The organism is Paraeggerthella hominis (genome assembly GCF_021044775.1).
In the GTDB taxonomy this organism is placed as follows: Bacteria; Actinomycetota; Coriobacteriia; order Coriobacteriales; family Eggerthellaceae; genus Paraeggerthella; species Paraeggerthella hominis.
This window is the reverse complement of record NZ_JAJNOQ010000003.1, coordinates 254,467-278,681: the sequence shown is the minus strand read 5'-3', so window position 1 is coordinate 278,681 and position 24,215 is coordinate 254,467. Positions and strand designations below refer to the sequence as shown.

At 63.8% G+C, this 24,215-nt stretch carries 21 protein-coding genes; 10 read left to right on the top strand and 11 right to left on the bottom strand.

The genetic code is table 11. From position 1 onward, the window contains the following. Window positions 1–101: 101 nt before the first annotated feature. Both LQE90_RS05045 and LQE90_RS05040 read left to right on the top strand, forming a co-directional pair. Window positions 102–557, top strand: coding sequence for an RNA polymerase sigma factor (locus tag LQE90_RS05045; protein WP_231088212.1), 456 nt, complete (start codon window positions 102–104; stop codon window positions 555–557). Then, window positions 547–1,308, top strand: a complete 762-nt coding sequence (locus LQE90_RS05040) for a DUF1918 domain-containing protein (protein WP_216529769.1) — start codon at window positions 547–549, stop codon at window positions 1,306–1,308. The genes LQE90_RS05045 and LQE90_RS05040 overlap by 11 nt, the downstream gene beginning before the upstream one ends. 48 nt (window positions 1,309–1,356) lie before the next feature. Here LQE90_RS05040 and LQE90_RS05035 read toward each other — a convergent pair whose 3' ends face one another. The 5 genes from LQE90_RS05035 to LQE90_RS05015 all read right to left on the bottom strand — a co-directional run bounded on the left by LQE90_RS05035 (window position 1,357) and on the right by LQE90_RS05015 (window position 8,004). Next, the gene (locus tag LQE90_RS05035; RefSeq protein WP_216529768.1) at window positions 1,357–2,670 is read right to left on the bottom strand and encodes an amidohydrolase family protein; all 1,314 of its coding nucleotides are present in this window, start codon (window positions 2,668–2,670) and stop codon (window positions 1,357–1,359) included. A gap of 99 nt (window positions 2,671–2,769) precedes the next feature. Then, window positions 2,770–4,029, bottom strand: coding sequence for an ATP-dependent sacrificial sulfur transferase LarE (larE, locus tag LQE90_RS05030; protein ID WP_231088211.1), 1,260 nt, complete (start codon window positions 4,027–4,029; stop codon window positions 2,770–2,772). Between the two features lie 9 nt (window positions 4,030–4,038). Beyond that, entirely contained in the window at window positions 4,039–5,166 is a 1,128-nt protein-coding gene (locus LQE90_RS05025) for an aldo/keto reductase (protein ID WP_216529767.1), read from the bottom strand. Between the two features lie 87 nt (window positions 5,167–5,253). Next, a complete protein-coding gene (gene ychF, locus LQE90_RS05020; RefSeq protein ID WP_114566855.1) occupies window positions 5,254–6,318 on the bottom strand; it encodes a redox-regulated ATPase YchF in 1,065 nt (354 codons plus the stop codon). Window positions 6,319–6,621: 303 nt separating this feature from the next. After that, on the bottom strand, window positions 6,622–8,004 hold the full coding sequence (locus tag LQE90_RS05015) for a sodium-dependent transporter (RefSeq protein ID WP_216529982.1): 1,383 nt from the start codon (window positions 8,002–8,004) through the stop codon (window positions 6,622–6,624). Between the two features lie 378 nt (window positions 8,005–8,382). Here LQE90_RS05015 and LQE90_RS05010 point away from each other — a divergent pair, with 378 nt between their 5' ends. After that, a complete protein-coding gene (locus LQE90_RS05010; RefSeq protein WP_114566847.1) occupies window positions 8,383–9,408 on the top strand; it encodes an LCP family protein in 1,026 nt (341 codons plus the stop codon). Window positions 9,409–9,429: 21 nt separating this feature from the next. Here LQE90_RS05010 and LQE90_RS05005 read toward each other — a convergent pair whose 3' ends face one another. Continuing rightward, window positions 9,430–10,185: a GNAT family N-acetyltransferase gene (locus LQE90_RS05005; protein WP_147269863.1), complete on the bottom strand. Its 756-nt coding sequence runs from the start codon at window positions 10,183–10,185 to the stop codon at window positions 9,430–9,432. Beyond that, complete coding sequence (locus LQE90_RS05000) at window positions 10,172–10,915, bottom strand: MarR family transcriptional regulator (protein ID WP_114566845.1); 744 nt, start codon at window positions 10,913–10,915, stop codon at window positions 10,172–10,174. The genes LQE90_RS05005 and LQE90_RS05000 overlap by 14 nt, the downstream gene beginning before the upstream one ends. 290 nt (window positions 10,916–11,205) lie before the next feature. Between LQE90_RS05000 and LQE90_RS04995 the strand changes: the two genes are divergently transcribed. Then, a complete protein-coding gene (locus LQE90_RS04995; RefSeq protein WP_216529983.1) occupies window positions 11,206–12,024 on the top strand; it encodes a MerR family transcriptional regulator in 819 nt (272 codons plus the stop codon). Between the two features lie 166 nt (window positions 12,025–12,190). Here LQE90_RS04995 and acs read toward each other — a convergent pair whose 3' ends face one another. Then, the gene (acs, locus tag LQE90_RS04990) at window positions 12,191–14,185 is read right to left on the bottom strand and encodes an acetate--CoA ligase (RefSeq protein ID WP_216529984.1); all 1,995 of its coding nucleotides are present in this window, start codon (window positions 14,183–14,185) and stop codon (window positions 12,191–12,193) included. 28 nt (window positions 14,186–14,213) lie between these two features. After that, window positions 14,214–14,864 (bottom strand): hypothetical protein, encoded by a 651-nt coding sequence (locus LQE90_RS04985; RefSeq protein WP_216529985.1) that lies wholly within the window; start codon window positions 14,862–14,864, stop codon window positions 14,214–14,216. 368 nt (window positions 14,865–15,232) lie between these two features. Between LQE90_RS04985 and LQE90_RS04980 the strand changes: the two genes are divergently transcribed. The 5 genes from LQE90_RS04980 (at window position 15,233) to LQE90_RS04960 (ending at window position 20,759) form a co-directional block, all read left to right on the top strand. Then, a complete protein-coding gene (locus LQE90_RS04980; protein ID WP_216529986.1) occupies window positions 15,233–15,925 on the top strand; it encodes a DUF3793 family protein in 693 nt (230 codons plus the stop codon). Window positions 15,926–16,040: 115 nt separating this feature from the next. Then, complete coding sequence (locus tag LQE90_RS04975) at window positions 16,041–16,463, top strand: flavodoxin (protein WP_114566840.1); 423 nt, start codon at window positions 16,041–16,043, stop codon at window positions 16,461–16,463. A 209-nt stretch (window positions 16,464–16,672) separates the two neighbouring features. Then, window positions 16,673–17,920, top strand: coding sequence for an MFS transporter (locus tag LQE90_RS04970; protein ID WP_216529987.1), 1,248 nt, complete (start codon window positions 16,673–16,675; stop codon window positions 17,918–17,920). Further along, window positions 17,917–18,192, top strand: a complete 276-nt coding sequence (locus tag LQE90_RS04965; RefSeq protein ID WP_114566838.1) for a metal-sensing transcriptional repressor — start codon at window positions 17,917–17,919, stop codon at window positions 18,190–18,192. Before LQE90_RS04970 ends, LQE90_RS04965 begins: the two co-directional genes overlap by 4 nt. A 617-nt stretch (window positions 18,193–18,809) precedes the next feature. Further along, window positions 18,810–20,759, top strand: coding sequence for a heavy metal translocating P-type ATPase (locus LQE90_RS04960; RefSeq protein ID WP_231088215.1), 1,950 nt, complete (start codon window positions 18,810–18,812; stop codon window positions 20,757–20,759). Here LQE90_RS04960 and thrH read toward each other — a convergent pair. Then, the gene (thrH, locus tag LQE90_RS04955; RefSeq protein ID WP_231088210.1) at window positions 20,740–21,405 is read right to left on the bottom strand and encodes a bifunctional phosphoserine phosphatase/homoserine phosphotransferase ThrH; all 666 of its coding nucleotides are present in this window, start codon (window positions 21,403–21,405) and stop codon (window positions 20,740–20,742) included. The two genes, LQE90_RS04960 and thrH, sit on opposite strands and share 20 nt — an antisense overlap. A gap of 245 nt (window positions 21,406–21,650) precedes the next feature. Between thrH and LQE90_RS04950 the strand changes: the two genes are divergently transcribed. Further along, window positions 21,651–22,559, top strand: a complete 909-nt coding sequence (locus LQE90_RS04950; protein ID WP_216529989.1) for an NAD(P)/FAD-dependent oxidoreductase — start codon at window positions 21,651–21,653, stop codon at window positions 22,557–22,559. A gap of 143 nt (window positions 22,560–22,702) precedes the next feature. Here LQE90_RS04950 and LQE90_RS04945 read toward each other — a convergent pair whose 3' ends face one another. Continuing rightward, window positions 22,703–24,118, bottom strand: coding sequence for an MATE family efflux transporter (locus LQE90_RS04945; RefSeq protein ID WP_216529990.1), 1,416 nt, complete (start codon window positions 24,116–24,118; stop codon window positions 22,703–22,705). Window positions 24,119–24,215 lie beyond the last annotated feature (97 nt).

The window sequence follows — 24,215 nt, the reverse complement described above, 5'->3', positions numbered from 1 at the left end:
TATACTGGATACATCGCATCCCATCCCGACATAATCCTTGTTCCCGTCGTGTTAGATTCAGAAAGGAAACAGCTCTGACGAACGAGCTCGACATAGCCGCGGTGTTTCACCGCCATGCGAAGACGGTCTACCGCCTGTGCTATTCGTACCTGGGCAGCTCCGCCGACGCCGAAGACGCGACGCAAACCGTGTTCCTCAAGCTGCTCGACAAGCCCCGCACGTTCAACGACGACGAGCACGAGAAAGCTTGGCTCATCGTGTGCGCCCAGAACCACTGCCGCGACATATTGAAAAGCGCGGCGCGAAAGCGCTTGGCAGAGCTTCCCGAAGACATGCCGGACGACCGCGCCCATGCCGAAAGCGACGAAACGCTTCGCGTGGTGCTCGATCTGCCGGAAAAGTACAAGACCTGCGTGTACTTACATTATTACGAAGGATACCGCACTGCCGAGATCGCCGAGATCACCGGCACGCCGGCTTCCACGGTGCGCAGCCACTTGAGCGAAGCCCGCGCGCTGCTCAAGACCCTGTTGGGAGGTGAGCGGAATGAACGATGACGAGCGCCTTGACGAGTCAACCGACAAGCCCGATGCCGCGTTGGACGATGCCCTGTTCCGCGCATTCGATCGGATGGCCCCGAGCGCCGAAGTCGAAGAGCGCATGCTGGAAGTCATCGTCTCAGCCCGCGAAGCACCCGAAGACGAAGACGAGAGCGAACACGAACACGAATACGTGGACGGCGAGCCCCATTCCGACCTGGAAGACTGCGACGCGTCAGGCAGAGCATTCGTCCCCGCAACGGTGGTGCTCGGCAAAAACGGAGCGAACACCGAATCGTACCGCAAGGCAAGGCGCGTCTGGAACGTGTCGGTTCCTGCGGCGGCCTGCCTGGTGCTTGCCGTGGGAATCGGCGGAATCGCCCTGGGCGTAAGCGGCACGGCTCAGCAAGGCATGCAGGCCGCCGCGCCGAACGAGGGCGGCGCAACGAGCATGTCGAGCGCCGAAGCCGCCCGCAGCGCCGATGCGGTCCCGACCCCCGAAACCGGCGCCGGACCTGCAGCGAACGCCGCTCCCCACCTGAACGTCGTCCTGTCCGACGGATTGCAGCTGCGCATAGCCTCCGGCGAAGACGGCCTTCCCCTGGCCGCAGACCCTGCGCTGGTCGGCGATCAGATCGAGGTTGCCAGCGCCTGGACCGATTCGCAGGAACGCGTGGGCTGCACGGTGTTCGCCTACGACGACGGCGTCCACCCCTACGCCGTGCGCTACGACGGAGACGAATCCTTCTATGTAGCCAGCGCCGTCTGAGCGAAGCCCTGCACGCCGTCCCGCACATGCAGGGCGACGTGCGGGAAGCTACGCCTGCGCCTTCGGCAGAAAGCCGTCCAGTTCCGCATCCAGCTGCGAAAGGCGCTTCACGCGCGGATGGCGGTCGAGCGCGCCGCGAACCATGACCATGCGCACATCCCGCAGCGCCTCCAGGTTTTCAAGAGGATTGCGGTCGAGCACGATAAGGTCGGCCGACTTGCCGAGCTCGATCGAGCCGGTCTCGTCGCCCAGGCCCAGAATGCGCGCGTTTCCCAGCGTGGCAACGTGCAACGCCGTCTGCCGCGAAGCGCCTACGATGCGCTCGAAGTACACCACCTCGCGCCACATGTCGTAGTGCGTGATGTACGGGCACGACGAATCGGTCCCCAAACCCACGGGGATGCCGGCCTCCAATGCCTGCTGGGCGGCGCGCACGATACCCTCGTAAACGATGCGGCCGTTCACCTTTTGGACCTCGGTCGATTTCGTCTTTTCGGGCGAGAGTTTCACGAACGGCAGCGCCGGAGATACGGTGCAGGTAAGCGAAGATGCGCGTCCAGCGCCGTTGCGCTTGAACAGGGCGATCAGCTCGTCATCCAGCTCGGCGCCATGCTCGATGGTGTCCACCCCCGCCTCCAGGCCCACGCGCACGCCTTCGGCGCTCTCGATGTGCGCGGCGGTGCGCATGCCCAGCTTGTGAGCCTCGTCCACAGCCGCGCGGGCGATGTCGGGCGGCATGCGCAGCACGCCCGGCTCCCCTTCGACCTCCGCGTCGAACACGCCGCCCGTGATGAACAGCTTCACGTGGTCGCACGCGTGCGCGAAGCACGTGCGCACGATCTCGCGCGCCTGCTCGGGCGTGCTCGCCACATGGGCGAACAGGCCCGCGCCGTGACCGTCCGGCACGGTAACGCCCACGCCGGACGCAAGCAGCCGCGGTCCCGGGAACGCGCCTGCGTTGATGGCGTCGCGCACCTCCACGTCGGCGAACCCCGGATCGCCCACCGAGCGCACCGTGGTCACGCCGCTTGCCAGCTGCTGCTGCGCGTGGCTTCGCAGGACGTGGCGAAGCGCCCACCTGCCCACCGGGTTTCCCACCACGCCGTCTATGAGGCGACCCGCGCCGCCCGCGCTCAGCGGCTTGCCCGACCCGCACAGATGCACATGCGCGTTGATCAGGCCGGGCATGAGGTACGCGCCGGCCAGGTCGATTTCCTCCGCGCCCGCAGGCGGCACCGTGCTGGCTGCAGGTCCCACCTTGTCGATGCACCCGGCGTCGTCCACGACCACCGTCATGTTCGGCAAGGGAGCCATACCTTCCGTACCGTCGAGCACCGTTGCGTGCGTGAACACGTATGCCATAGCGCGCCGCCTCCCACGGCGCGCATGCGCCGTATCCTCGTCTGCTTGAATCGATCCGTTCAGTATGCGCCTGGGGCAACGCCGGAGAAAGCGCCGCAGCTACTGCGAGGCGCGGCGGTCGGCCAAAGCATCGCGCTCTTCCCTCGTGATGGAAAACGTCACATGGGGCATGCGCACCCCGCGGTAGTGCTTCACCACCGTTGCACGCGAGGTCATGCCGTTTCGGCGAGCAACCGCCTGCGACGCTTCATTCGTGTCGCGAATCAAAGAATACACCTCGCGAGCACCCAAGGCGTCGAAGGCGTAGTCGCGACAAGCGATGGCTGCCTCGGTCGCGTACCCCCGATGCCAGAACGCTTTCATGAACAGGTAGCCCACCTCCATGACCTGGGCGTCTCGATATTCCTGCAACGTGATCCCGCACTGTCCGATCATGCGATCCGTCTCCTTGAGCACCACGGCCCAAAGCCCGAAACCATCGGTACGATAGCGCGCCGTCTGCCGATCGAGCCACTCCCGTACGCCAGTCTCATCGAAGGGGCCTTCGTAGGCATACATGACATCGGGGTCCTGCAAGATGATCCGAAGCGCGTCCAAATCGCCTTCGCCCATTTTTCGCAAGGTCAAGCGCTCGGTCTCCAAAATGCGCTCCATGCTCGCCCCGGAGCGGCGGTCGGCCATGATTCGGGCGGCACCCGACGTCTCGGCAGCCCGCAGCAGGGAATCCGCCGTCAACGCCTCGCCTTTCGGCACGTGCACGGCCAGGCACGAAAAGCTCGGCTTGTCGGCGGTGAACAGGCCAAGCTCCCGCGAGGCGGCGCGCACGTCGTCTTTCGACAGCCCGCCGCGACGCAGGGGCGAGATCACGCCCAGCTCCGCAAGCGCCCGGAAGCCGGGGCGGTTCGCCGGATCATCGGTGGTGTTCGTGCCGTCGACCAGCACCTCGTACCCGTCGCGCGCCATGCGCTCGAGAATGGTCGAGAAGATGAACGTCTTGCATCGATAGCAGCGATCAGGCGCGTTTTCGCAGATGTCGGCGTGCGACAGGACGTCGGCGTCTATCAGCTCGAAATCGGCTCCGAGCTGGCCTGTCAAGCGAAGCGCGTCCTCGATTTCGAACGCAGGCTGAAACGCCGTGCGCACGCCGTACGCTTTCACCTGGCACCCGGCCCGCAATGCGGCGGCAAGCAAATACGATGAATCGCACCCACCCGAAAACGCCACCGCTACGCGCCGCGTGCGCGCGAAAAAATCCTCCAAAGGCTCGACGCCCGCCTGCTGCCCGGGCCCGACGACAACGGGTCCGCCGCGGCGAGCGCTCTCGTTATCGTACGCGCTTTCGTTGTCGTACGCTGCCATGCTCCTCCTTTAGCGCTCGAACAGCTCTGCCGCGCGCGCCAGTTCCTCGACGATGGGGATATGCTGCGGGCACACGTCTTCGCACGCGCCGCACGCAATGCACGACGACGCGAGGCCGTCCGACACGTTCCAATCGTAGTTTTCCTGGGCGCGGAACTCGTCATGGTAAAGCGCCAGGATGTTGAGCGACGCGAGCGCCGCCGGAATGCGCACGTCCTGCGGGCAGTTCTTCAGGCAGTACCGGCAATCCGTGCAGGGCACCGTAGGGATGCCGTCCAGAATAGCCCGCACCTGATCGAGCAGCGCGCGCTCCTCGCTGGCCATCGGCCGGGCGTCGCGCATGATCCGCACGTTCTCCCGCACCTGGTCGGGAGCGGACATGCCGGACAGAACGGAAACCACGCCCGGCAGCGACGCGGCGAAGCGCAATGCCCACGAGGCCAGGGACGCGTCGGGCTGCGCCGCGCTCAGCAGGTTTGCCGCCGCATCGGGAAGCTTCACGAGCGATCCGCCCTTGATGGGCTCCATCACCACCACGGGCAGGCCATGGGCGCGCGCAACCTCGTAGCACTTGCGCGATTCGATGGTCGGGCTTTCCCAATCGGCGTAGTTGATCTGCACCTGCACGAAATCCATGTTCGGATGAGCGGCCAGAACCTCTTCGAGCACGTCGGCTTTGTCATGAATGGAGAAGCCCAGATTGCGAATCAGGCCCTCTTCCTTCTTCCGCGCAAGAAAGTCCCACAGACCGTACTCGTCGAACTGGGCGGTGCGGTCCTCCCCCAGGTTGTGCAGCAGAAAGTAATCGAAGTAGCCCGCGCCGGTTTCGCGCAAGGACTTGTCGAACATGGCGCGCGCATGATCGGCGTCCTTCGCCAGCCACGCCGGCAGCTTCGTGGCGATCTGGAACGATTCGCGCGGATAGCGCTCGACGAGCGCCGCGCGCAACGCAGCCTCGGATCTGCCGCCATGGTAGCCGCGCGCCGTATCGAAGTACGTGAAGCCCGCATCCATGAACAGGTCGACCATCTCCTTGACCTGCTCGATGTCGATCTCCTTCGACCCGTCCGAAAGTTCCGTTTCCGGCAGCCGCATGAACCCGAAGCCCAACGGCGCCAACTCTTCGCTCGTCTGCATGTTCGTCCTCCGCACGTTCCCCCAATAAAAAAGCTGCATAACGCCTGACGAAAGGCTGTTATGCAGCTTATCGCATCATCGCGCTGCTTACACGTTGAACTTGAAGTGCATGACGTCGCCGTCCTGGACGACGTACTCCTTGCCTTCTTGGCGCAGCTTGCCGGCGTCGCGGCAGCCCTTTTCGCCGCCCAGGCCCACGTAGTCCTCGTACGAGGCCGTCTCGGCCTTGATGAAGCCTCGCTCGAAATCGGTATGGATGACGCCCGCGGCCTGCGGAGCCTTCGCGCCGATGGGGATAGTCCAAGCGCGCGTTTCCTGCACGCCCGTGGTGAAGTACGACTGCAAACCCAGCAGCTTGTACGCTTCGCGCACCAAACGGGCCAGGCCGCTTTCCTCAAGGCCCATGGCCTCCAGGTACTCCTTCGCCTCCTCCGGATCCAGCTCGGCCAGGTCCGCCTCCACCTTCGCGCTGATCGGCACGGGGCGGCACCCGTCGATCTCGGGCAGTTCGGCGTCCAGCTGGTCCTCGTCCACGTTGGCGATGTAGAGCATGGGCTTCATGGTCAGCAGGTGCAAATCGTAAATGGCGGCCTGCTCGTCCTCGTCAAGCCCCAGCGTGCGCGCGCGATGCCCCTCGTCCAGGCCCGCGAGCACCTTCTTGGCCACTTCGACCTTCTTGGCGCCGTCCTTGTCGCGCTTCGCTTCCTTCTCCAGGCGCGGCAGCGCTTTCTCGATGGTGGCCATGTCGGCCAGCATGAGCTCGGTCTTGATGGTATCCACGTCGCTGTGCGGATCCACCTTGCCCGCAACGTGCACCACGTCGGGGTCGCCGAAGAAGCGCACGACCTCGCAGATGGCGTCCGTTTCGCGGATGTTCGCAAGGAACTGGTTGCCAAGGCCCTCGCCTTGGCTGGCGCCGGCCACCAGGCCCGCGATGTCCACGAACTCGATGGTGGCGGGCACGATGCGCGTAGGATGGTCGATATTGGCCAGCGCGTCCAGGCGCGCGTCGGGCACGGGCACCACGCCCACGTTGGGCTCGATGGTGGCGAAGGGATAGTTAGCAGCAAGGCCGCCCTTGTTGGTAAGAGCGGTGAACAACGTGGACTTGCCGACGTTCGGCAGGCCGACGATACCGATGGACAATGACATGGAGTAATCCTTCTCAAGCGTTTGAAACGTATCGAACCATGATAGCAAATGAAAAGGGTCCGTGCGCCTGCGCGTACAGACCCCACGCAACCCATCAGCGCATGCAACTTCGCGCGCCGAACCGCGCCGAACCGCATTGTCGCCCCAAACGTACGGTTTTCGCCGTCAAAGCGTCCGTTTGGGGCGACAATGTTTCCCGGCGTGTGCCCGTGCGGGCTGGCGGCCCGCCGCACCTCAACGCACGAAGCGCCCCGACGATGCGGGGCGCTTCGAAAACATGCGACAGGCGAACGCAAAGCGACGCTAGAACTTGATCAGCCCGAACGTTTGAGCGACGAACGCCACCAGGATGACGACCACCAGCACCGGCGCGACATACTTGATCATGAACGCCCAGGCATTCTTGATCTTGAACGGACCGGTCAGCTCCACTTCGTCGATGATGGTCTTCGGCTTGATGATCCAGCCAACGAAGACGCAGGTAAGAAGCGCAACGATAGGCATGATCACCGTGTTGGAGATGAAGTCGAAGAAGTCGAGCAGGCTCGATCCCGGACCCAACGGCTCGATGAACGACAGGCCGTTGTACCCCAAGTTGACGAAGATTCCCGCTGCGACCACCACGCCGATAACGGTGATGAGTGCCTTCTTGCGCGACCAGCCGGCACCGTCCTGCACGATGGAGACGCAGGTTTCGGTAAGGGAAATAGCGCTGGTCAGCGCCGCGAACAGCACCAGCAGGAAGAACAGAAAGCCCATGATGGTAGCAGCACCGCCCATGTCCGCGAACACGGTGGGCAAGATGACGAACATAAGCGACGGGCCGGAGTTCTCCGCAACGGCCTCGCCCGAGCCCATGGCCACGAACGCGGCGGGCACGATCATGAGGCCGGCCAGGAACGACACGCCGATATCGAAGCCGCCGATACGCGTGACGCTCGAGGTCAGGCTGGACTTCTTGTCCAGGTAAGAGCCGTAGGTGATCATAATGCCCATGGCGAGCGACAAACTGTAGAACATCTGGCCGAGCGCGCCGATCACCAGTTCGGGAGAGAACTTGCTGAAGTCGGGCACCAGGTAGTACAGAGCGCCTTCAAGAGCGCCGGGCATGGTGAGCGTGTAGATGGAAATGCCCACGGCCATGATGATGAGCGCCGGCATCATGACCAGGTTGGCCTTCTCGATGCCGCCCTTCACGCCCAGGGACACCACGATGAACACGACGGCCATGAACAGCAGCATCCACAGGAAGCTCTCGGTGTTGCTGGTGATGAACCCGGTGAAGAAGTCGCCGCCGTCGGCAAGCGCCTCGGGGCCGTTGATCAGGTACGCAGCAGTGTACTTCGTCACCCAGCCGCCGATGATGCAGTAGTACGGCGTGATGATGAACGGCACCACCGATGCCAAAATGCCGATGAACGCGTACTTCTTGCCGAAGCTCTTGAACGCGCCGATGGCGGATTGGCCGGTCTTGCGGCCAAGCGCCGTCTCAAGCAGCAGCAGCGATACGCCGAACGTGAACACCAGCACCAGGTACGTGATCAAAAAGGTGCCGCCTCCGTATTGGGCGGCCAAGTACGGGAAGCGCCACATGTTTCCCAAGCCCACGGCCGAAGCGGCCGCAGCCAGGATGAACGCCCATTTGCCCGACCACGCAGAGCGCGCGGGCGCGTCGGTAGATGCCATTCGATTCCTCCATTGTCGATCAAATATTGACAGGGGTTCCCGCCAACCGATCTCGCTCGCGGGAACTCGGACGCCGTCACCTGCGGTCTCTCCCTACCAGCACGGCGATCCAAGTGCATAATTATAGCGGCAAACGACCTTCGTCTGGTCATGTTTTGCCGCAAGAACCACCTGGGAAAAGGATTTTTTGCGAAATTGCACGGCTATGCCCCGCGAGCGAGCGATTTAAGCGCCCCAACGGCTTTCCGCAGATGGCGACGCGGCTCGATTAGGGCGGTTTTCCCGCTCGGCCAGAGAGCGCTTTCCCGCAAGACCCGCCGTGCGCTACCATAGAGCGCGCAGACGCGACAATGCAGCAGCATCAAAGGGAGGGTGGACATGACGAAAACGGGAAAGACGAGCCTTGTCGGGAAGGCGATCCTCGTGCTGGCGGGAGCGCTTTTGGCGGCGCTGCTCTGCTCGTGCTCCGCCGCGCAGCAACCCGACAGCAAGACCGCAACCGACGCGCTCGACGCGCAAACGGTGCGCGATGCGCCGCTTGCCCAGCCGGAGCACCCCGACGCCCAGTACGTACTCGTCATAGGCGACGACTCCTGGGGCGCCTACGCCCCGGGGCGCGCGGACCTCATGATGCTCATGCGCCTGGATTTCGAGCGCAACCAGATATCGCTGGTCACCGTTCCGCGCGACACCAAGTACGTAGCGCCGGACGGCGGCGTGTCGAAGCTCAACCAGGTGTACTGCGACCAAGGCCCCGAAGCCCAGTGCGCCGCGGTTTCGAGCGTCGCGGGCGTGGACGTGACGCAGTACGTCGTGATCGGGTTCGAGGGGCTCCAAGGCATCGTGGAGCACTTCGGCGGCCTGAACGTGAACCTGCCGTACGCCCTGGACTACAGCTTCTACACGAAGGACTACCCCAACGAGCAGTTCGCCGAGGGTGAGCAGACTCTGACGCCATGGCGCGCGATGGCGCTTTCGCGCGCCCGCACAAGCTACGGCGACTACAACCTGGAGCAGGACATGATGCGCCAGGTGGTGGATCGGCAGATGATGGTGAACCTCATCCAGCTGGCGTTCGCCGACCCTTCGCAAACCAAGACCCTGCTTGGAGCCCTGCAGGGGTTCGTCACCACGAACGTGACGCTTGAAACGCAGTCGCTGTGGGCCGACGAGCTTGTCGATGGGTCGCAGATCACCGTGCACGCCACCAGCGGTCCGTACACCGGAGGCATCGACGAGGAAACGCAGTTGTGGCTGGTCACACCCGACCCCGAGAACTGGAAAGCGCTCATGACCGCCGTCGACGCAGGGCAGGACCCCGCGCAGGCAACGGCGGCGTACGCCGCGGCATCGGAGTCGCCCCGAGCCCCCGTCAGCACGTCCGCCACGATAGCGCTGAACTAACGGAGCGCAAGCCCCGCCAAGCTAGCAGGCGGCGACCAACCGCACCTGAGAATCGGCGTCGGTGCCAAGCGGCTCGCCCACGGGCAGGGTCAGACGGTACTTGTCGGACACATGCTCGTAGCCGGCCGATTGCGCCAGGTGCCGCATCGAATCGTTGTGCGTTTCCATGTAGATGGTGTCGATGCCCAGCATAGGGGCCATGGACGTCCATGCCGACAGCATGCGGCGCATGAACCCCCTGCCGCGATGCTGCGGCGGCGTGTAGCACGCAACCACGGTAGCGCTGCGCTGGGCGCCGCCGTGGGCGCTGATGGTGGGAATGCGGTCGGCAGCTTCCAGGCCGGACATCGAGACAACCTCGCCGCCCTGCTCCACCAGCGCGAAGAACACGCTGGTGTTGAGCGTGCGGCGCAGGAACGCCTCGGTCTCGGCATGGAACAGCCTGCACGCATCGCCCGACGGGGCGAGCCCCCAGTACTCGACCGACTGCGCGCAGCGGAAATCGCAGATGGTGGCTATATCTTCTTGGTGCGCGAGGCGAAACGTAGCCGCAGACCCAACGATCTCGCCGTCTTCGTTCGCGGCGCGCAGATCCGAGTCGTCCTCGCCAAGCTGCAAGACCAGCCCGAACGCCATGGCCCGCATCTCCTCGGAAAAGCCGCCGGAGAAGGCGCCTTCGGCAAACGGATCGATCACGTTCGCCGGAGCAACGGAGGACGCGCCCACCACGACGCTCCTCCTCGAGTCCGGGACGTTCGTTTTATTATGCTCCCTCATGTATGCTGCCTCCTCGCCTACCGCCGCGCCGGGTGCCGTCGCGACCATCGCGCCGTTTGCCGCCGAACGAATCGAATCCTTCAAAATGAGCCAACGCCCCGAACGCCGCAAAGTGGGGAAGCCCCTCTTCCGCATCGAATCGGTCATCCTCGCCGAACAACCTTCGAAACGCCTCTTCGCGTTGACGGCGAACCGCTTCCAAGCCGCCTTCTTCGCATTCGTCTATCTCGTCTTCAAGCACAGCCACGACGCGATCGAGGTATGAGCCGAACAGCTCCTTCTCGAACTCCTCGAGGCAGTCGAACATATCCGCAGGGCCTTCCTTGGCGGAAGGCTGCTTGACGGCCCGGCCCTTGTCCGTAAGCTTGACCACCATCACGCGCCCGTCTTCTTCCGACTGCTCGCGGGAAACGTAGCCCTTGCCTTCGAGCTTTCCCAGAAGCTCGTTGAGCGACGAGGTCCTGATGTCGAGCACGTTGGACATGTCTTTCGTACTCACGCCGTCTTTCACCTTCAGGAGCGCCAAGATCCTGCCCTGCCCGCGCGTCGGATCAGCCAAAGGACTTCCGCCTTCGACCGAGAACCGTCTTCGTATAAGCAGGTGCTGAAGCGCGACGAGCTTTTCGTAGAGCAGCACGTTAGCGTCGAGCGCAGGCTCGTCGACGATCCGATTCGCCGCCGCCTCGATGCCTTCGCCCCCGTGATTGGAGCACTTCGAATTCTCGTCCATATCGCGCTCCCCCAGAAGGTTTGACAGGTACCTTTCATAATGCAGGAGCACATAATAATCCGGTACCTGTCGGAAATCAAGAACTTTCTGACAGGTACCGGCTCTTTTTACGCAAGATTGACGGTCGCTTGCGGGCGCGTTCCCCTCGCTGCCCGTTTCCGCGACCGATTGCGTACGCGCGCGTGCTAATATTTCCTTTTACCAACGGTCGGATTCGAGCCGGGTCGCTCGCGCCGTGCCGCACCAAGGATCGTCCGGCGCCGCGCCGCGCCCGCGAAAGGAGGCAGCCCATGCTGCTCTCGTCGGGAGAATTCTCTCGCATGTGCAACATCAGCAGGGAGCTGTTGATCCACTACGACCGCATCGACCTGCTAAAACCCAAGATCATAGCCGACAACGGCTATCGGTACTACTCGCTTGAGCAGCTGTACCTCTACGACGCCATCCGCTTCTTCATGGACGCCGGCATGTCGACGAAGGAGATCCGCGATTACCTGGACCATCGCACCACCGAGCTGTTCTTGGGAAGCATTCAAGAACGCATCGATTGCCTGCAGCGCCAGCGCGACGTGCTGAACGCGCGCATCGGCATGATGGAGAAGATGCGCTACATCACCCAGCGCGCGCTTCGCTTCCCCAAAAGCAAGCCCTCGCTTGCCAACTGGGACGAGCTTTGCTTCATCACCACCGACATCGCGTGCTCGCACACGGAGCACACCTACGCCCAGGCCATCAGCGAGCACGCGCGGTTCTGCAGGACCGCCGCGAGCGTTGCCACGTTTCCCCTGGGAAGGATCGTGGACGTCCCGGACGCCGAGCACGCTGAAGCGTTTCGCTACACCAAGCTGATCACCTGGATCGATCCGCCGAAAAACCCCGAGAAGCTCGACGGGCGCATCTTGCGCAAGCCCAAGGGGACGTATGCGGTCATCCTGCATCAGGGAGGCCCTCGTACGGTCGCGCAATCCTACGCCGACCTGCTGACCTACATCGAAGAAGAGGGGTTCACCCAGGCGGGGCCCATTTTCGAGATGGACGTGAACTCGTATCTGACCTCGGATTCCCCCGAGGACTACCTTCTGCACATATCCACCTTGATAGAAGAGTAACGGCGCGCATGCGCGCCGTGCGGGCGAAACGAACGGCGCCCCCGGTCGGCGAGGCTCCCGCCCGCACGGCAGCCTTGAACCAAAGGGCAGCTTGAAATTCGGGTGCAACGCAAAAGAAGGGCCGCATCTTTCCTCGATGCGGCCCTTCTTCCATTCCATCGACCGGTTAGGCGCTCATGCGGCCGGTTTCCTTGATGAGCTGCGCCACGACGGACGGCTCGGAAAGCGTCGATATCTCGCCCAGGTTATCGGTTTCCTTGGCGGCGATCTTGCGCAGGATACGACGCATGATCTTGCCGCTTCGGGTCTTGGGCAGCGCCTTCGCGAAGTGGATCACGTCGGGCGTGGCGATAGGCCCGATGACCTCGCGCACTTGATTGCGCAGTTCGTCACGCAAGTCGTCGTTGATGACCGCGCCCTCCTTGACCGTCACGTACGCGTAGATGCCCTCGCCTTTGACCGGATGGGGGTAGCCCACCACCGCGGCTTCGGCAACCTGCAGGCAGGACACGAGCGCGCTTTCGATCTCGGCCGAGCCGATGCGATGGCCCGACACGTTGATGACGTCGTCGATGCGGCCCGTGATCCAGAAGTACCCGTCCTCGTCGCGATAGGCTCCGTCGCCGGTCAAGTACGCGCCCGGCACCGGGAAGTACACGTTCTTGAACGTGTCGCGATTCCCGTGCACTCCCAGCATCATGCCAGGCCACGGGCGCGCGATCATAAGGCTTCCCGACTCTCCCGCCGCGGTTTCCTCGCCGTCGACGCCCACCACCTTGGGCACGATGCCGAAGAACGGCAGCGCAGCGGATCCGGGCTTCATGTCCACGGCGCCGGGCAGCGTGGTGATCATGACGCCGCCGGTCTCGGTCTGCCACCAGGTGTCGGCGATGGGGCATCGGCCCTGGCCGATGGCCGAGTAGTACCACAGCCACGCTTTCGACGTGATAGGCTCGCCTACCGACCCCAGCAAGCGCAAGCTGCTGATGTCGTGCTCGTTCACCCAGCGCTCGCCGTCCTTCATCATGGAGCGAATGGCGGTCGGGGCCGTGTACAAAACGTTCACGCCGAACTTCTCGACCACTTCCCAGTACCGGTCGGGCTTGGGATAGTTGGGAACGCCCTCGAACATGAGCGCCGTGGCGCCGTTGGCCAAAGGCCCGTACACCAGGTAGGAATGGCCCGTGATCCAGCCCGCGTCGGCAGTGCACCAGAAGATGTCGTTCTCCTTCAGGTCGAACGAGTACTTCGTGGTGAGCGTCGCGTACAGAAGGTACCCGCCGCTGCCGTGGACGATGCCCTTGGGCTTCGCCGTGCTGCCGCTTGTGTACAGGATGAACAGCGGATCGTTCGACTCCATGCGCTCGGGCTCGAACGACGGAGCCTCGCCGGCCATGATGTCGTCCCACCACACGTCGCGATCGGCCGCCATTTCCGTGCGCTTCTCGATGCGCCGCACCACCACGCAGTGCTTGACCTGCGGGCATGCTTCCACAGCCTTGTCGCAGATGTCCTTGAGGTGCAGGATCTTGCCGGAACGGTACCCGTAGTTCGCGGTGATCACCACGGTAGCGCCCGAGTCTTCGATGCGGTCTTTGAGCGCTTCGGCGGAAAGCCCGCTGAACACCACGCAGTGCACGGCGCCGATGCGCGCGCACGCCAGCATGGAGATGACCAGCTGCGGCACCATGGGCAGGTACAGCACCACGCGGTCGCCGCGCTTCACGCCCAAACTGGACAGCATGTTGGCCGCCTTGCAAACCTCGCGGTGGAGGCGCTGGTAGGTGTAGACGTCCACTTCCTCCGAAGGTTCCCCCTGCCAGATGAGCGCGGCCTTGTTGCGGCGCGGGCCGTCCAGATGGCGGTCCAGGCAGTTGTACGACACGTTGATCTGTCCGCCGCGGAAGTAGCGGACGAAAGGCTCGTCCGAGCTGAAGTCGTACTCCTCCACTGCGTCCCAGCCGCGGTACCAATCAAGGTTCTCGGACGCCATCTGGCCCCAGAACGCCTCCGGCTCTTCGATGGATCGGCGGTACAGCTCGTCGTAATCCTGGCGGCTCTTGACAAGGGCCTTGTAGCTGAACTCGGGGGATGCCTCGATAAGGCGCTCGTTTTCGAGCATCTGCCTGATGAAGGCGTTGCGCGTGTTCGTCTTTCTCATAGCGGGCTCCTATCTTTTCTTTCGTCGATTACGCCACGTTGTCGACGAGCAGCGAGCCGCTCGCGATCATGGGGGTGTACACGGTGCGGGGAATGAAGCTTTCCGGAGTGCATGCCTGCAGGTCGGCGCGCAAGTCGGGGCGGCAGTGCGCCAGCTGGGCGAACGCGTCTTCCAGCAGGACGGACTCGTTGATGGAGCGGCATCCGCTCATGGCTGCGCACAGCACGTGCCCAACGCCGCGATCGCAGCGCGCGCACCAGTCGAAGCCGCTCTCGTCCATCAGGGCCACGGCGAACGCGATCAGGTCGGGATCGCCAAGGCACGGCAGCAGGCGCTCGATCTTCTCAGCTGCGACAGGACCCCCGTCGAGCACTTCCTCGATGCGGCGCAAGGCGTCGCGCCGGACGAACGTCGCCACGTCGGCGCATGCAAGCGAGATCAAAAGGTCGACGTCGTCGAGCGCGGCCGTGGCGGCGATGCGCGCGGCGCGGCTGACCCGATCGGATGCCGCGAACGCCAGAAGCTCGGCTTCGTCAAGCCCTCGCACGGCGCAGCGGAGCTCTTGCCCATGGAGCTGGCCGATCCGAGCCACAAGCTCGTCTGCGCCAGGATACGATGCCGACGCCGCCGAGCGGACCGAAGCATTCTTCGCTGCTGTCTTCTTATTGGTTGCCTTCATGGTTCTGCCTCCTTCTTCTTCGCTGCTCTTGCTTGGACAGGTTCGTAACGGAAACGAAGCGGATGAAAACCAAAACGGGCGTTCATCGCTTTCGGGCATGGGTCCATCCTGGGGGTTGCAACAATTACAAGGTCAACCGGCATCCCCGATACCCGCCTGCGACCGGTTCCTTCCCTGCCGCGAACGGGCATGCGAAACGATGCCGACGCCGAAAAGCCCCCTTCGCGCCGCGTCGCTGGCGCGCGGCCCCCTCCGCCGCAGCGCAATCGAGTGCATCTTGCAGCTTTTTTCGCACGCATCCCTTGACGCGTACCGCTTCGTTCGTTATAAGTTACCTTAATCTAACTTTTCCGAGTAGAACGGATATTATGGACGACATGCACTACCGGTTGGACTTCGAGCGAAAGCTCATCCACCATTGCACCCCCGTGCTGGCAGCGCTCAAGCCGGCCAACCTGTTCACCTGCCGCGACGAATCGGTGCCGGGAATTCGCGGAAACGGACCGAACCCGGTGGACCCGCACGAGTACCAGGACAGCTTCTCGAAGGCGCTTCGCACCGCGCGCGTCAAGCTGGCACCGTGCGGCGTGCGCATCGAGGTGCTGGCGCGACGACCGGCCGGCCCCCTTATATACGTGTACCGACCCCATCTTCTCAAGCTGAGCATCCAGCAGGAAAACGTAGCGGCATACCTGCGCAAGGAAGGCTACGACCCCTCCTGCCTTTCCACATGCATAGAGCGCCTGCACCGCCGTATCTGCGGAACGGACGTGAAAAGCCAGCTGACCGGCTGCTGCTCGTTCCCTCACGAGATCGGGTTCTTTTTGGGCTACCCCTACGAAGACGTGGTGGGATTCATCGAGAACCGCGGCGAGAACTTCCTGTGCAGCGGCTGCTGGAAGGTGTACGCGCAGGAACGCGACGCCCAAGCATGCTTCTGCTGCTACAAAAACTGCACCACCGTGTACGAGTGCTTGTTCGACGAGGGGGTTCCCCTGGAATGCCTCGCCTCGCTTGACGAGGACTTCCCCGCCGCAGAGGCGTTTCGCGCCGCCGGCTAGAACCACGTGCCGAACCCCGACGCAGGCGTCGGGCGACACGGGCGCGCAGCTTGTTTCGGCAACGCGTCCGCGTCGCTCGACCAGCGAAGGAACACCAACCCGATAGGAGCATGACATGAGCAAGATCGCAATCGTTTTCTGGAGCGGAACGGGAAACACCGAGGCCATGGCCGACCTTATAGCGCAGGGCGTGCGCGCGAAGGGAAGCACGGCGGACATCTTCCAAGCGTCCGACTTCCACGCATCCCACGTGGCCGATTACGACGCCTTCGCCCTGGGATGCCCCGCTATGGGCGACGAGGAGCTGGAGGACGGCGAGTTTCTTCCCATGTACGAGGAAGTGGAGCCTAAGCTGGCCGGTCGCACGGTGGTGCTGTTCGGCTCGTACGATTGGAACGACGGCGAATGGATGGAGCTTTGGGAGCATCGCGCCGAGGAAGCCGGCTTGATCGTGGCGGACTCCGTCATCGCCAAGGACTACCCCGACGACGAAGCCAGCGCCGAATGCGTGCGCGTGGGCAACGTGCTGGGCGAATAGGGATTTGAGTCGTCGGGCGGGCGGCTGAGGCGGTTGCAGCCCTAGCCCGCGTGCGCGGTTGCGGCTGCCGCGCACGCGGGCTAGGCTGCCGCCCGCCCGACGTCCGCACATTTTGTGAACCCGCGTTCAATCCTGGTAAAATCGCCGCGCTGTCCGCAGCAGCGGTGGCATACTGGGTCGGCTCGATCTCGAAAGGACCGCACCGACCCATGAAACGAAGCCTCATAGCCCTTGCCACCGGATCGTTCGCCTTGGGATTTTCCGAGTTCGTCATGATGGGCATCCTTCCCATCGCCGCGGCCGGCCTGGGCGTCAGCGTCCCGGACGCCGGAACCTTCATATCCTCGTACGCCTTGGGCGTATGCGCAGGGACGCTGTTTCTGGTGTTCGGGAGGCGCGTGCCCCCGAAAAGGCTTTTGCTCCTGTTCGTGGCGCTGATGGTAGTCGGCAACGCTGCGGCGGCGGCAGCTCCCAGTGCAGAAGCGCTCACAGCGGCCCGCTTCGTTTCGGGGCTCCCCCACGGCGCGTTCTTCGGCACCGCCACCATCGCGGCGAAAAAGCTGGCCGACCCGGGGCGCGAGGGCCAGGCCGTCTCCATCATGGTGCTCGGCCAGACGATGGCGAACATGCTCGGCGTGCCCGGCGGCACGCTTTTGGCGGGCATGCTGTCATGGCGCGCGGCGTTTCTTTTCGTCGCGGTTTGGGCCGTCGGGTCGCTGCTACTCGTGCTGCGCTTCGTCCCGCGCATCGATCCCATTCCCGACGCGGGCCTTGCCGGCCAGTTCCGCTTCCTGAAAAAACCCGGCCCCTGGCTGGTCATCGGCGCGGTGCTGCTGGGAAACACGGGCGTGTTCTGCTGGTGGAGCTACGTCTCGCCCTGGCTGACCGACGTAGGAGGGTTTCCCGCATTCCAGGTTCCCGCGCTTTTGGTGCTGGCGGGCCTGGGCATGGTGATCGGGTCGCTGGCGGGCGGGCGCGTATCGGATCGAACCACGCCGGGAAAGACGTCGGCAATCGGGCAGACCGTGGGCTGCGCGACGCTCGCGCTTATCTTCCTGTTCTCGGGAACGCAGCCGTCGTCCGCCGCGCTCATGTTCGCGTGCGCGTTCGGCATGTTCTTCGTATCCAGCCCCCAACAGCTGCTCATGGTGAACGTCGGGCGCGGCGGCGGCGAGATGATCGGGTCGGCGTGCGTGCAGGTGGCGTACAACCTGGGCAACGCGTTCGGGGCGATGATCGGGCAGGCCGTGCTCAACGCAGGAGCCGGATACGCGTGGCCGAGCCTTGTGGGAGTGCCGTTCTCGCTTATGGCGGCCGGTTTGCTGGTGGCGTTCTTCCTGCGGTTCGAGAAGCGCTACCGCGTCGCGCCCGAACGCGCCGGCTGCGCTTTTCCAGTACAATACGAGCATGCGCCGCAAACGACGGGACATGCGGCGCCGTCGAAAGGAACGTCATGAAGCAGTGCATGGACGCCGACAACCTGCATCGCAGGCTGAAGAAAATCATCGGGCAGGTGCAGGCCATCGACCGCATGGTGGACCAAGACGTGCCTTGCGAAGACGTGCTTTCGCAGATCAACGCCGCAAAATCGGCGCTTCACAAGTGCGGGCAGGTAGTTCTTGAGGGACACATCCAGCATTGCGTACGCGACGGCATCGAGCACGGCGACGCCGACAAGACCATAGAAAGCTTCACGAAAGCGGTGGAGCGCTTTTCGAACATGAAGTGACGGCGCGCAAGAGCCACCGCGCCCCAACGCCGAACGCTGCGATCACAACCTGCTCGCAGCGTTCGGCGTTTTACGCGCGCGAAAAACCGTGCGAGTCGCTTCGACGCCCCGCCCCGTTGCTTCCGACCGCCGCGCTTCGCCTTGCCGCGCAGTTGAAGCCGGGGCTCGGCTGCACGACAGAGTCGCCGACCCGAGAGCGACCGCACGGCAAGGTCGCCGACCCGAGAGCGGCTGCACGACAGGGTCGTCGACCCGGGTTCGGCCGCCGCATACCTCGCAGCGGGGACCTTGCGCGCGAAAAACCGCCTTCGCTGGCAGGTTTTGACGGTTTGAGGTCGTCGGGTCGAGCCTTCCCTTCGCTGAAGCACAGCGTGCTTTCCGTTTTGCCTGGTCATAGCTTTGGGCTTCCACGGCGCGCGTTCATAGACGCCTACCCGGACGGATGCGACAACCCCTAAACGCAAAAACCTGCCAGCGAAAGCGGTTTTTCGCGCGCAAGGTCCCCGCTACTCCCCTATACGACAGCGAAACATGCTTCATACCATAAAAGTTTTCCTTGGATAATTTTTATCGGCGCGCTATTATACATATACCCCTATAGGTATATGTATAAGGAGATGGTCGCGGTGCGCATACCGACGTTGGAAAAGGTAGAAGAGCTCATGGATGCGGGCGGCACCCGCAAAGACATCGTCTTGCTGGCGGTTTCGGCCTTGGCGCTTGCCGTCAGCTTCTTCGCGCCCGGACTGCTCCCCTTCGATCCGGCATGGATCGCCATCGTCTTATGCGGCGCGCCCATCGTGATCGGCGCGGTCATAGGCCTGGTCACCGAGTTCGATGTCAAAGCCGACGTCCTTGTTTCCATGGCGCTCATCGCCGCGGTGGCCATCGGCGAGAATTTCGCCGCGGGCGAAGTCGCCCTCATCATGCAGCTTGGCGCGCTTTTGGAGGAGCTGACGGTAGCGAAAGCACGGGCAGGCATCGAGGGCCTGGTCAAACTGTCCCCGCGAACGGCGCGTATCGTGCACGGAGACGACGTGCGCACCGTCCCCGCCCAAGACGTGCAGGCTGGAGACGTTGTGCGCGTGCTTCCAGGAGAAACGGTAGCGGTCGACGGCACCGTGATCAGCGGCTGCACTTCCATTGACGAATCGGTGATGACCGGCGAGCCGCTTCCCGTGGACAAAGCACCGGGCGACCAGGTGAAAAGCGGTACGGTGAACCAATTCGGAGCGTTCGAGATGCGCGCCGAGCGCGTTGGCGAGGACAGCTCGCTCGCCCGCATGATCAGCCTGGTGGAATCTGCCGACGCGGGCAAAGCCAAGATCGTTCGGCTGGCCGACCGCTGGGCTACGTGGATCGTCGTCGTGGCGTTGGCGGCCGCTGGCGGCACCTGGATGGTCACGGGCGAGATCATCCGAGCGGTCACTATCCTGGTCGTATTCTGCCCTTGCGCTCTGGTTCTGGCTACGCCGACCGCCATTATGGCGGCCATCGGCAACGTGACCAAGCACGGGATTCTTGTGCGCGAAGGCGATGCGCTCGAACGCCTGGCAACGGTGCGCAAAGTGGCGTTCGACAAAACGGGAACGCTCACTCACGGACAGCCGCAGGTAACCGCCGTAAGCGGGGGCGATCGCCTGTACTCCTTGGTTGCCTCAGCGGAAAGCATGAGCGAGCATCCCCTGGGCAAGGCGGTGGTACGCGGGTGGCGCGAGCACGCGACAACCAAAGCGAGCGCAGCCGACCCCCTGCCCCCCGCAACCTTCCAGATGATCCCCGGGCGCGGCGTTCGAGCTTCCGTTCAAGAAAACGATGTGCTTGCCGGCAACCGGGGGCTTTTGCTGGAACAGGGAGTTCTCGGCATCGAAGGGATCGAGACGTCCTCGCTGCCGCACGCCGACCAAGGATGCACCTTGGTGCTCGCCGCCGTGAACGGGCGCGCAGCGGGATTCGTCGCCCTGTCCGACACCGTGCGGGACACGGCGCGCAAAACCATCGAGGGCATCAGGGCGCTCGGCATCGAGCCCATCCTTCTGACGGGAGACCACGACCGAGCGGCACGGCGCATAGCAGCGCAGGTCGGCATCGAGAACGTGAGCGCCAACTGCCTGCCCGAAAGCAAAACCGCCGCCATCGAGCGCCTTGAGGCGGCGGGCGAGCCCGTATGCATGGTGGGCGACGGCATCAACGACGCGCCCGCGCTCAAGCGCGCAACCGTGGGCATTGCCATGGGGGGAACGGGCAGCGACATCGCCGTGGACGCCGCCGACATAGCGCTCGTGCACGACGACATCGCAGCCCTTCCCCACTTGCTTGCGATTTCTCGCCGTATGATGACCGCCATCAAGCTGAACATGACGTTCTCGATGACCCTCAACTTCATCGCAATCGCCCTGGCCATGACGGGCGTGCTCGATCCCGTTGTGGGGGCGCTCGTGCACAACGCAGGATCGATCGTGGTCATTGCGAACTCGGCCACGCTGCTCTCATGGAAGGCGGGCGGTACGCCGAGAACAGCGCGCCGCCCGCTTGAAGACGGCGACGCTAAACCAGCGCTGCCTTGATGGCCGCCAACAGGTCGTCGTATTCGTCGAAGGCCGGCAGCTCGGGATTGTCGGCCTTGATGGAATCGGGGCTCTTGAACAGGAAGCCCGCTTTGCCGGCCTTGATCATGCCCAAGTCGTTGAAGCTGTCGCCTGCGGCGATGGTGTCGAACCCGCACGATTGCAACGCGCGCACCGTGGTCAGCTTCGACTGCTCGCAGCGCATGCGAAAGCCGGTGATCTCGCCGCTTTCGGCAACCTCGAGCTCGTTGCAGAACAGCGTAGGCCAGCCCAGCTTCGCCATGAGAGGCATCGCGAACTGCGTAAACGTGTCGCTGATGATGATAGCCTGCGTTGTGGCGCGCAGCTCGTCCAGGAATTCCTTGGCGCCCGGAAGCGGATCGATGCGCGCGATGGTCTCCTGGATCTCCTTGAGGCCCAAGCCGTGCTCGCGCAGGATGTTCAGGCGGTACGCCATCAGCTTGTCGTAATCGGGCTCATCGCGCGTGGTGCGCTCGAGTTCCGGGATGCCGGTCTCCTTTGCGAACGCGATCCAAATTTCCGGGACCAGCACGCCTTCCAAATCCAAGCAAACCAGGTTCATAAGGGCCTTCCTCCTGATAGAGCGACGGATGCCGTCGGCAGTCGGGTTTCTCAACAAGCCCATGATAGCGGCTAACCTGCGCCGCCTGCGCGAAAAGCAGACGTGCGGGCCGCTTTTCCGGGCGCTGCCGACGCGACAAGCGCCGCCCGCGGATCGGCAGGGACTTGCGAGCCAAGCGCCTGCGAAGCAGCCACCGCACCCCGACCGCATCCATAACGCATCGTTATAGGCAGATAAGCAAAGGTGCGGGCACCCCGGAAGCACGCGCGCCTACAATGGACGAAACGCCATGCGAAGGAGGCATCATCATGCACGATTACGACATCGTCATCGTAGGAGCGGGACCAGCGGGCATCAGCGCCGGCATCTACGCAGTCAGCCGCGGCCTCAAGACGCTTGTGCTGGAGCGGGAGTCGGTGGGCGGCATCATCGGAAGCGTATCGACCGTCACCCATTACGCCGGAATGCCCGAAGCGGAATCCGGCGCCGCGTTCGCGCGGAGGCTGCAAGACCAGGCGATCGCGGCGGGCGTCGACATCGCGTACCAGCAGGTTCGACGCGTTGCGCTTGCCGACGAGATCAAAACGATCAGCACCGGCACGGACGTCTACCGCGCGCCGCGCATCGTGCTGGCAAACGGCGGTACGCCGCGCGTCTTGGACGTGCCCGGCGAAGTCGAGCTGACGGGAAAGGGCTGCGGACTCAACGCCGCGCGCGACGGGGCCGCCTATCGCGGAAAGAGCGTCTACGTCATCGGAGGCGCGGACGGAGCGGTCAAAGAAGCGCTGTTCCTCGCGCGCTTCGCGCATCGCGTTCGCATCGTGTGCGTGGAGCGCGAACTTGCCTGCGTCGACGAATTCCGCCGCAAGGTGGCAGCAACCCCCGCGATCGAAGTGATCCCTTTCACGGCCGTCGGTGCCCTGCACGGCGCCGACCGCGTGGAGGCGATCGACCTCGTATCGCTCGCAGACGGCAGCACGCGCACAATCGAAGATCCCGGCTGCGGAGTGTTCGTATACGCGGGCTGCGCCCCCAACACCCAGCTCTACGCGGACCAGCTGGTACTGCAAGACGGGTACATCCCCACGAACGAGCGCATGGAAACCGCGCTGCCCGGCGTGTACGCCGCCGGCGACATTCGCGTGAAGCAGGTGCGGCAGGTGGCCACCGCCGTAGCTGACGGAGCCGTGGCCGCCGTCAACGCCGCTTCACGCTAGCGCGCCCGCCGCTCGCTCGCAAACGAAGGGCGGGCGAGCCGAGCGGAGTCCGAGCCGAGCCGAGCGGAGTCCGAGCCGAGCCGAGCGGCGCGAGGCGCTCGCAACGCCTTGCGTCCCGCCCGACCCGTCCGTCCCGCAAGGCCCTACGCTTGCGCAAGACCCTCGTTATCAGGCGGCGCCTCGCATGCGCCAGCAGGCCGAGCGCCCGATCCTATCCGGCGAAGCGTCGAGACCATCACGATGACCGTAGCCACCGCCAACAGGGAGTCGGTCAGCATGCAGGCCAGCCACACGCCGTGAATGCCCAGACCGGCAATGCGGGGAACGGCCAGCACCAGCGGAATGAACAGAAGGATGGGGCGCGCCAGCGCAAGGACGGTCGCCTTGCCTCCCTGCCCAACGGCCTGCAGCAGCGTAATGCCCATGACCATAGCCCCCATGGCAACGTACGGGAAGAACAGGATGCGGAAATCCTGTGCGCCCATGGCCACGATGGCCGGGTCGGTAATGAAAAGCGAAAGCGCCGCGTGCGGAGCCAGCATGGCGGGAACCCAGAACACCAAGGCCAAGCCCGTCGATCCCAAACAGAAAGCCGCCGTCACCTTGCGCACGCGGTCGTACCTTCCCGCGCCGAAGTTCGTTCCAACCGCCGGCTGGTAGCCGTTGCTCATGCCCCACAGGGGAATGAAGGCGAACGCCTGGATGCGCATGGCGGCGCCGAAAAGCACCTGCCATTCAGGTCCGCCCCATTCAGCTGCGGCTCGGTACACGACGGCCTGCTGAACCAGCGTCAGCACCTGCATGAGAAAAGCCGACACGCCCACCTTCAGAACTTCGGACATAACGTCTCGATCAATGGCCAACCGTCCGATACGCGCCGTTTTCTCGCGCTTGACGAACCACCACAGCATGACCCCTCCCAGAACAACCTGGGAAAGCACGGTGGCAATGCCCGCTCCTTCGATGCCCAGCCCCTGATCGCGCAAGGCAAGGATGAACAACGGAGCCAACACCATGTTCAGAACCGCACCGCCGCCCATGATGGCCATAGCGCGAACAAGCTCGCCTTCGCCGCGCATGACCATGTTCGAGCTTTGCGCGAAGTTGACGAACAGGCTTCCCATGAAAAGAATGCGCAGGTAGGACACGGCCATGTCGAGCATCGGGCCCTCAACGCCCGTCAGCATCAGCAACGGCCGCGTGAACACGACGCCGATCACCGTGATGACCAGGGAAAATCCCACGCTAGCAACCACAAGGTTTCCCATGACCTTTTCGATGGTTCGCTGGTCGCACGCGCCGATGGCGCGAGAGAGCACCGAAGCCGACCCCATGCCGATCATGGCCGCCAGGCCAGAGCTGACGAACGTGAACGGATACGCCACCGAAACGGCGCCCATGGCGTCCACGCCGATAAGCTGACCGGCGTATATGGCATCGACGAACGTGTACAAGCCTATGACGAGCATGCCGACGATGCCCGGAAGGCTCAACGACGCCATCAGCCTTCCGGGCGATTGCTCAAGCATAACGGCGCGCTTTTCTTGCTGACGAGTCATGGCGTCTCCTTCGGAACGTGTGACTATTGCGAACGACGGCATGCGATGCCGCACGTTCCTCCTTTTATGTTAACTTTATCTAACTTATGAGTCATGC